The organism is Streptomyces spiramenti (assembly GCF_012034385.1).
In the GTDB taxonomy this organism is placed as follows: domain Bacteria; phylum Actinomycetota; class Actinomycetes; order Streptomycetales; family Streptomycetaceae; genus Streptomyces; species Streptomyces spiramenti.
On the sequence record NZ_JAAVJB010000209.1, the window covers coordinates 1 to 8,773 of the forward strand.

The window sequence follows — 8,773 nt, forward strand, 5'->3', positions numbered from 1 at the left end:
CGCGAGGACCCGCCCGGCGGCGGCCCGCTCGCCGCGCTCGCCGCCGGCCTCGCGGGACTCGGCCACCACCTGGGGTCCCCGCCCGCGGCGGACGCCCCACCCGTGGCCGTGGTCCTCGCCACTGACCTGCCGTTCCTCACCGCGGAGTCGGTGGCAGCCGTCACCGACCCGCCCCGCATCGCCGACGCCGTGGTGCCGGTCGACGCCGGGGGCCGGGACCAGACGCTCGCGGCCGGCTACCGCGTCGTACCACTGCTCGCCGCACTGGCGGAGATCCGCGCCGAGCACGGCACGCTGGACGGCCTGCCGCTGCGGCTGCTGCCCGCGGCGCTGCGCGTCCACCGCCTCCCCGGCGCCACGAACGGCCCTGCCGACTGCGACACCTGGGCCGACATCGCCGCCGCGCGGGCCCGCATCAGGGACGATGGTCGCGTGCTGGAGGAATGGCTGGCCGCCGTCAAGGCCGAGCTCGACATCGACACCGACGTGGACACCGGCGCGCTGCTCGACGCCGCCCGCGACGCGGCACACGGAGTCACCAGGCCCGCCGCGCCGCTGACGACCTATCTGCTCGGCTACGCCGCCGGGAGCGCGGGGACCGACCCGGCCGAGGCGGCCAGGCGCATCGGCGCCCTCGCCGCGCGCTGGCAGGAGGAGCACGGGGCGGACGCCGGTCCCCCGCCGCCCGGTGCAGCCACCGGGCCCGGGGAACGCGCGCTCGACGGGTCGGAGGGCCGATGAAGGACGATTTCGACGACGCGCTCGCGCTCGCCGACGGGCTGGCCGTCACCCGGGACAGTCGCGACAGCGGCGAAGCAGCCCGGCTGCGTGCCGCCGCCGACCCCTACCCGGACCCGGCGCTCTTCCTCGACCTCGACGACGCTCCCCGGGCGGAACGGGTACGGCCCGCGCGGGAGCCGGCGCCGGCTCCCGACCCCGTGGGGGCCGAGGCCGGGGAGCCGGACGACGACTGGTACGACGTCTGGTTGGAGGGTGACCGCCCCGCCCGGACGGCCGGTGAGCACGTGGAGGCGGACGGCGGCAGCACCGACACGGACACCGACACCGACACCGATCCGGCCGGTACCGACACCGACACCCTTGACACGGACGGTGGCAGGGACATCGCCCCGGACCGCGACACCGCCCCGGTGGTCGCCGAACCTCCGCGCGCCCGCGGCACCGCCCAGCCGCCCGCCCGGAACCCCCTGCCCGCGCCCGACCCCGACCCGGCGGACCGCCCGGCGGCGCCCCCGGTGGAGGCCGAGGTCGACGAGCTGGCGCTCCCCCCGCTGCTCGCGGAGTGGAACCGGTCCGGGCATCGCGCGCCGGACTGGCAGACCGCCCGCGAGACGGCCTTCCGCGCGGTGCGCCCGCTGCCGGCCGCGCTGCGGGCGCTGGAACGGGCGCTCGGGCACACCCTCGCCGAGCCGCTGCCGGCACTGACCGACCTGCCGGCGTTCGACACCTCCGCCATGGACGGCTGGGCGGTGTCCGGGCCGGGGCCGTGGCATCTGGTCACCCCGATGGCCGAGCCGCGGAACGAGGAGGCCGACCAGGAGAGGGCCTCCTCGCCGACCACCGCCTCCACGCCCGCCACCGCGCCATCCGACGACGCCACCACCCCGGCTCCGGCTCCGGCCACGACCGACGCCGACGGCCCGGCCACGACCGCGACGGAGACCGACGCCGACGCCGACGCAGCGCTCACCGCGCCCGCCACCGACGCCGCCGTGCCACCGCCACCCGCGCACCCGCCGCGTCCGCAGACCCCGCCCGCGGTGCTGGCCGGCTCGGCGGAGCCGGAACCCCTCGCCGACGGCCTCGCCGTCGCCATCGCCACCGGCGCCCGCGTGCCCGCCGCCACCTCCGCCGTGCTGCGCAGCGAGCGCGGCCGGGTGAGCGCCGGACAGCTCCGGGGCCGCAACCCCGAACCGGGCGCCGACATCCGGCCGCGCGGCCAGGAGTGCCGCTCCGGCACCGAACTGCTCCCCGCCGGAACAGCCGTCACCCCGGCCGTCCTCGGCCTGGCAGCCGCCGCCGGGTACGACCAGCTGACGGTCCATCCCCGCCCGCGCGTCGAGGTGCTGGTCCTCGGCGACGAACTACTGCACCGCGGACTGCCCGCCGGCGGCCGTATCCGTGACGCGCTCGGACCGATGACCGGGCCGTGGCTGACGATGCTGGGCGCCGACGTGCTGGTGACCCGCCGCCTCGGCGACGACGCCGAGGCGCTGTACGAGGCGGTCTCCACCAGCCGCGCCCACCTGGTGGTGACCACCGGCTCCACCGCCGCGGGCCCCGCCGACCAGCTGCGCCCGGTGCTGGACCGACTGGACGCACGGCTCCGGGTGGACGGCGTCGCGGTCCGTCCCGGCCACCCCATGCTCCTCGCCGAACTGCCCGACGGCCGACCGCTGGTCGGACTGCCCGGCAATCCGCTCGCCGCGGTGACGGGACTGCTCACGCTGGCGGCTCCGCTGCTGGCATCGCTCGCCGGTCGGGAGCTGCTGCCACTGCCGGCGGTCGAGCTGACCGAGGAGGTCGTCGGGCACGAGACCGACACGCGCGTGGTCCCGGTGCGCTACCCCGCCGCCGAACCGACGCAGTCGCCGCGGTTCTCCACGGGGTTCGGCGGCCGGCGCGACGGCCGGACGCCCCGCGCACGGCCGGTGCGGTTCTCCGGCCCCGCCATGCTGCGCGGTCTCGCGGGCGCCGACGCACTCGCGCTGGTGCCACCGGGCGGTGCGCCGCTGGGACAGCGGGTGCCGCTCGTGGAGTTGCCACGCGGATGAGGATTCCGGTCCGGCCCGCCCGCTCCGACGCCGACGACCAGTCGCACGGTGTGCGGCTGCCGCGTCACATCGCGGGCCCGTTGTTGCAGGTCGTGAAGCGGCTGATCCTCGCCAACCTGGTGATGCTGACGGCGTTCCTCGTCGTCTACCTCGACCGGCACGGGTACCACGACAACAACAACGGCGAGGTGGGGGCGATCGACGCCTTCTACTACGTCACCGTCTCGCTCTCCACCACCGGCTACGGCGACATCGTCCCCTACAGCGACACCGCCCGCCTGATGACCGCCCTGGTCGTCACACCGCTGCGCGTGCTGTTCCTGATCATCCTGGTCGGCACCACGCTGGAGGTGCTGACGGAACGCACCCGCGAGCAGTGGAAGATCGCCCACTGGAGGAAGACCTTGCGCGACCACACGGTGATCGTGGGCTTCGGCACCAAGGGCCGTTCGGCGGCCGAGACGCTGATGCGCACCGGCATCACCCAGGACCGGATCGTCGTGGTCGACCCGGACGCGGCCGTCATCGACCACGCCAACGCCGACGGATACGCGGCCGTCGCCGGCGACGCCACCCGCAGCTCCGTCCTGCTGCGCGCCCGGGTGGACCGTGCCAGGCAGGTCGTCATCGCCGCGCAGCGCGACGACACGGCGGTGCTGGTCACGCTGACCGTCCGCCAGCTGTCGACCGCCGTGCGGATCGTGGTCTCCGTCCGGGAGTCGGAGAACGTGCCGCTGCTGCGGCAGTCCGGCGCGGACTCGGTGATCACCAGCGCCTCGGCCGTGGGCCGGCTGCTCGGTCTGTCGGTGGTGAGTCCCAGCTCCGGCTCGGTGATGGAGGACCTGATCCAGCCCGGCAGCGGACTCGCGCTGAAGGAGCGCCCGGTCACCCGGGCCGAGGCCGGGCGTTCGCCGCGTGAGGCGGAGGACCTGGTGGTGTCGGTGATACGTGGCCACCGCCTGCTGCCGTTCGACGACCCGAACCTGGGCACGCTGGAGCTGGAGGACCGGCTGGTGGTGATCCGGCGTGTCAGTCACGATCCGAGGACGGGGCCCGGCGACCGGCCCGGAGACCAGGGGCCGGGCTCCTTCCGCATCCCCCGCCGCTGACCGGCCGCGCCCGCCCCGCCCGGTGGGGAGCGCCACGCGCCGCTCCGCCCGGCCCGGCTCGGCCCGGCCCCTCGATCCTGCTGCGCCCGGACCCCGCCGCTGACCGGCCGCGCCCGCCCCGCCCGTTGGGGCTGCCCACCCCCGAACGGGCGGCTCTCCGCACCCGGTTCACGCCCCTCCGGCGCCGCCCCCCGCGCCCCGCGCCGAGGTCGCGTCCGCCCGGAGCGGCGCACCGGGCCCGCCGTCCCGGGCGGTGACGGTCCCGGGGCGTAGCCTCGGCGCCATGCATGCGATCACGATCACTGAGCCGGGCGGGCCCGAGGTCCTGGAGTGGACCGAGGTCCCGGATCCGGAGCCGGGCCCCGGCGAGGTTGTGGTGCAGGTGGCCGCGACCGCCGTCAACCGTGCCGACCTGCTCCAGCGGCAGGGCCACTACGACCCCCCGCCGGGCACCGTGCCCTACCCCGGGCTGGAGTGCTCCGGAACCGTCGCCGCGATCGGGCCGGGCGTCGTCGGCTGGCAGCCGGGCGACCAGGTGTGCGCGCTGCTCTCCGGCGGCGGCTACGCCGAGCGCGTGGTGGTGCCGGCCGGGCAGCTTCTCCCGGTCCCCGCGGGGGTGGAGTTGGCGACCGCCGCGGCCCTGCCCGAGGTGACCTGCACCGTCTGGTCCAACGTCTTCAACCTCGCCGGGGTCCGGACCGCCGCGGGGCTGCGGCCGGGGGAGACCATCCTGATCCACGGCGGCGCCGGCGGCATCGGCACGATGGCGATCCAGCTCGCCCGCGCGGTCGGCGCGCGGATCGCCGTCACCTCCGGTGGGCCGGAGAAGCTCGCCGCCTGTGCCGAGCTCGGTGCCGAGATCCTGATCGACTACCGCGAGCAGGACTTCGTGGCGGAGGTGCGCGCCGCGACCGACGGCTGGGGAGCGGACGTGATCCTCGACCTCATGGGCGCCAAGTACCTGCCGAAGAACGTGCAGGTGCTGGCGACGGGCGGCCGGCTGGTCGTCATCGGCCTCCAGGGCGGCGTCAAGGGCGAGTTGAACCTCGGAGCCCTGTTGGCCAAGCGCGCGTCGGTGACGGCCACCTCGCTGCGGGGGCGGCCCGCCGAGGAGAAGGCGGAGATCGTCACGGCGGTCCGCACCCACGTCTGGCCGCTGATCGAGGACGGCCGGGTGCGCCCGGTGGTGGACCGCGTCATGCCGCTGCGCGAGGCGGCCGACGCCCACCGTGCGTTGGAAGAGGGCGGCCATATCGGGAAGTTGCTGCTGGTCACCGACGCCTGAGGCGTCGGGCGCGTGGTCTCGCCCGTGCCGACGGGCGGAGCTCAGGGCGGGCGGTGAGCCCGGACCGGTAGCGGGCGCCCGCCCGGCAGGGGAGGGCGGGGATGCGCGCCACCGGACCGGGTGCCACCGGACCGCCCGGCCGCGGACTGCGGGGCTGGCATGCCACGCGGCGGGGCGGAACCGGTGCGCAGGGCTCGGCCGGTGTGCCGGGCGCCGCCGGGACCAGCCGGGCGGCGTCCGGCCGGTTGCTGCGCCGGCCATGCGCTGCTGTGCCGCTTCCCACGGCCGAACCGGCGAAACTAACCCGTTCAGGGGGAGGTGGTCACCCACTGCTCGACGGCCCGCGTACCGGGATGCCGCTTTGATCTACATATGTAACGCTGGTTCCACTGTCGGACCGTCTGCGGAGGCCGGGGCTGTGAACGCTTGGGCGCGACTCGCGGTGTTGGTGGCGGCCCTGACCGCGACGATGATGCCCCCCTCCGTGGCGTGGGCCGCAGAGGGCGACGAGGTCACGGGCGAAACCCGCCCCCGTCCGACGGTCCGTCACTCCGCATCCCCGGAGCCGGCCGGGCCGAACGGGCCGAACGGGCCGAAGGGGCCGAACGGGCCGAAGGGTTCGATCGGGTCGAACGGTTCGCCGGAGACGCGCGGTGAGTCGCGTGTCGTCCTTCGAGACGGCCCCACCGCACCCGGTGGCGCACCGCACGGCGGGCCGTCCGCCCGGGAGGTGGCCGCCGGCGCCCACGATCTCGTCGGGTCGGCCGTCGGCCCCCGACCGCGGGTCACCGAGCCCACCTCACTCGCCGGGCCGGCCGCCGATCCGCCGGGGCGAGCACCGGCGCCGTCAGGGCTCTCGACGCCGGTGACGACGTGGGCGCCCGTATCGGCGCCGGCCCCGCAGCAGCCGCACTCCGCCGGGGAGACGATGCCGGTGGGTGAGGCCGTGCCGGCTCCCGGCGGTGGCCGGTGGAACGCGTCGGCGACCGCCGCCGGGGCGCTCGCCGGCGGCGCGCCCGTGAATGGTTCGCAGCATCCGACCGCCGGTGGGGCGGGGCCGGCGGCGGTCGTCGCGTCGGCCCTGCCGCGTCCCGAGCAGCTTCCCGGGATGCTTCCCGACGTCCTGAGCGAGGTGCTGGCGGGGGCCGCCGACGTCGTGACCGCCGCTGTCGCGGCCGGTCCGCTGGGCGGACTGGTCGCCCCCGGCGACGGGTCCCCGCCGGCGGTCGCGGTCGCCGATCCCCCTACTCCCTCCGCTGCCGATGCCACCGCCGCCGCGGCGGGCACCGCTGCGCCGCCCACCGGTCCGGCGACCGCGCTCGACGCCGCCCACGATCGCGAAGCCGGTGCCGGGGACACCGCGGGCAGCGCGAGCGATTCCCGCGCCCACGGGGAGGCGGAGGACGGGCAGGGTGCGCCGCATCCCGCCGGTGACCCCGTCCCGTTGGCGGCGGCCGGTGGTTCGTGGCGGTCGGTGCCGGGGGCGCTGCCGCCGATCGGGCGCGTCCCCGTGGACGAGCAGCGGACCAGCGGCGGTCGTGAGGTGGAACCCGGCTCCGGCCGGTTGGTGGAGGTACTGCCGCTCGGTGCCGGGCTCGCCTGCCTGGGGCTCGGGCTGGGCATGGTCGGTCTCCGGCTGCGGCGGGACTGACCGGAGGCGCCTCCGGGGCGGAGTGGAGATTCCGGTCCCATCGTCCTGCCCGGGCGTGTCGCGGTTCGCCGGGCCCCGCCGACGCCGGTCCACCCTCCCCGAGCTGCCCGTCCGGGCGGCTCAGGGGCAGCGCGTCGGACGGTGCGGGCCACGGCGCGGTGGGTTTTCGGGCACCCCGCACTTTGCGATGCGTCTCCGACCCGGTATACATACTCAGTATGTCAATTAGGTTCGGGTTGCTGGCGCTCCTGGAGCGCGGTGCGTGCTACGGATCGCAGCTGCGGTCGGAGTTCGAGACGCGGACGGGGGCGACCTGGCCGCTCAACATCGGGCAGGTCTACACGACTCTCGGCCGCCTGGAGCGGGACGGCCTCGTCGTGCCGCAGGGGGAGCGCGAGGGCAAGCAGCAGCTCTACGCGATCACCGAGGACGGCCGTCGTGAGCTGGCCGAGTGGTACACACGACCGGTGGACCGCTCCCAGCCCGCCCGCGACGAACTGGCCATCAAGCTCGCGATGGCCGTCGGCGCGCCCGGGGTGGACCTGGTCGCCATCATCCAGGGGCAACGCCGCCACACCCTGCGGGCGATGCAGGACTACACGCGTCTCAAGGCGCGCGCGCTCGCCTCCGGGCCCGACAACCGCGACGACATCGCCTGGCTCCTGGTCCTGGAGCAGCTGATCTTCCAGTCCGAGGCCGAGGCGCGGTGGCTCGACCACTGCGAGACCCGGCTGATCCGGTTCGCCGCCACCCACCCCGAGCCGCCGGAGGGCGCGCCGGTGCTGCCCGACCCCGACGACGTCGTGGTCGAGGAGGACCGGGCCGCCGCCTCCCACGGGCAGGGCGGGCACCGCGACGCCGGCTGACGGGCCGTCCCGCGCGCGGGCCACGGCGTCCGCGCCCCCTCGGCGTCGGCCCGTCGCCCGCCGACGTCGCCCCGTGCCGGCTCGGGTCGGCCCCGCGACGGCCTGAGGGGCACCGTCGCCGCGAAGGGGGAGCCCCCGGGCGTGCATGATGGGGGTATGACGCAGCCCAGTAACGATCCGCCGCAGCAGGAGAGCCCGCACGTCCTGGTCGTGGGGCCCGACGGCATGGCCCTCGGCAGCGCCGCACCGCGCGGCGGCGAGGGCGAGCAGGCGGAGGTACCGCTCACCGAGATGGTGGAGCAGCCCGCGAAGGTCATGCGGATCGGTTCCATGATCAAGCAGCTGCTGGAAGAGGTGAAGGCGGCGCCGCTGGACGAGGCGAGCCGCGCCCGCCTCAAGGAGATCCACTCCTCCTCGGTGAAGGAACTCGAAGAGGGTCTCGCCCCCGAGCTGATCGCCGAGTTGGAACGGCTGTCGCTGCCGTTCACCGAGGACAGCCTGCCGACCGACTCCGAACTCCGCATCGCACAGGCGCAGCTGGTGGGCTGGCTGGAGGGCCTGTTCCACGGTATTCAGACGACGCTGTTCGCGCAGCAGATGGCGGCGCGGGCCCAGCTGGAGCAGATGCGGCGTGCGCTGCCCGCCGGCGCCTCGCTGGAGGAGCCCGGCCAGGGCGTGCCGCCCGGGTCCTCCGGGCCGTACCTCTGACGCCGTACCTCCGACCCTGTCCCCGCCGCCCGGCGGTTACGGTCCCTGAGGTCCGACCGGGCCCGGGGTGCGTGGTCAGGTCGCACGCCGAGTCGTTCTCGGGGCGCCGCCGGACCTGCGACTGCCGTACTGCTCGACCCCACCCGATGTCACGCCTCGCCCGCCCCCGTCTCGCACGGGGTGCCGGGCGGGGCCTTCGCCGTTCCCGGGGCGGTGACGCTGTGATCCCCGGTGACGGCGCGACGTCCGGTGACGCGGCGACGCCCGCCGCGAGGGCCGGAGCCGTCGTGGCGGGCGTCGAGGTGAGCCGGAGCTCGCGAGCCGGGCGCGCGCGGCCCGTCAGTCGCCGCCGCCGGCGC

The 8,773-nt window shown here is 76.2% G+C and carries 7 protein-coding genes; all 7 read left to right on the forward strand.

Going from position 1 to position 8,773, the window contains the following annotated elements; translation table 11 throughout:
- Positions 1 to 741 (forward strand): DUF6457 domain-containing protein (locus tag HCJ92_RS19445; protein WP_167934911.1); only part of this gene is annotated, 741 nt, incomplete at its 5' end.
- Positions 738 to 2,795 carry a molybdopterin molybdotransferase MoeA gene (locus HCJ92_RS25115; RefSeq protein ID WP_245241016.1) on the forward strand — a complete coding sequence of 686 codons (2,058 nt, stop codon included), beginning with the start codon at positions 738 to 740 and terminating at the stop codon, positions 2,793 to 2,795. The genes HCJ92_RS19445 and HCJ92_RS25115, both read left to right, overlap by 4 nt.
- A complete protein-coding gene (locus HCJ92_RS19455) occupies positions 2,792 to 3,904 on the forward strand; it encodes a potassium channel family protein (RefSeq protein ID WP_167934912.1) in 1,113 nt (370 codons plus the stop codon). Before HCJ92_RS25115 ends, HCJ92_RS19455 begins: the two co-directional genes overlap by 4 nt.
- Positions 3,905 to 4,187: 283 nt before the next feature.
- Entirely contained in the window at positions 4,188 to 5,189 is a 1,002-nt protein-coding gene (locus tag HCJ92_RS19460; protein ID WP_167934913.1) for an NAD(P)H-quinone oxidoreductase, read from the forward strand.
- A gap of 1,108 nt (positions 5,190 to 6,297) precedes the next feature.
- A complete protein-coding gene (locus tag HCJ92_RS19465) occupies positions 6,298 to 6,840 on the forward strand; it encodes a hypothetical protein (RefSeq protein ID WP_167934914.1) in 543 nt (180 codons plus the stop codon).
- A gap of 218 nt (positions 6,841 to 7,058) precedes the next feature.
- Positions 7,059 to 7,706 carry a PadR family transcriptional regulator gene (locus HCJ92_RS19470; protein ID WP_167934915.1) on the forward strand — a complete coding sequence of 216 codons (648 nt, stop codon included), beginning with the start codon at positions 7,059 to 7,061 and terminating at the stop codon, positions 7,704 to 7,706.
- A 156-nt stretch (positions 7,707 to 7,862) separates the two neighbouring features.
- The gene (locus HCJ92_RS19475; protein WP_167934916.1) at positions 7,863 to 8,414 is read left to right on the forward strand and encodes a bacterial proteasome activator family protein; all 552 of its coding nucleotides are present in this window, start codon (positions 7,863 to 7,865) and stop codon (positions 8,412 to 8,414) included.
- Positions 8,415 to 8,773 lie beyond the last annotated feature (359 nt).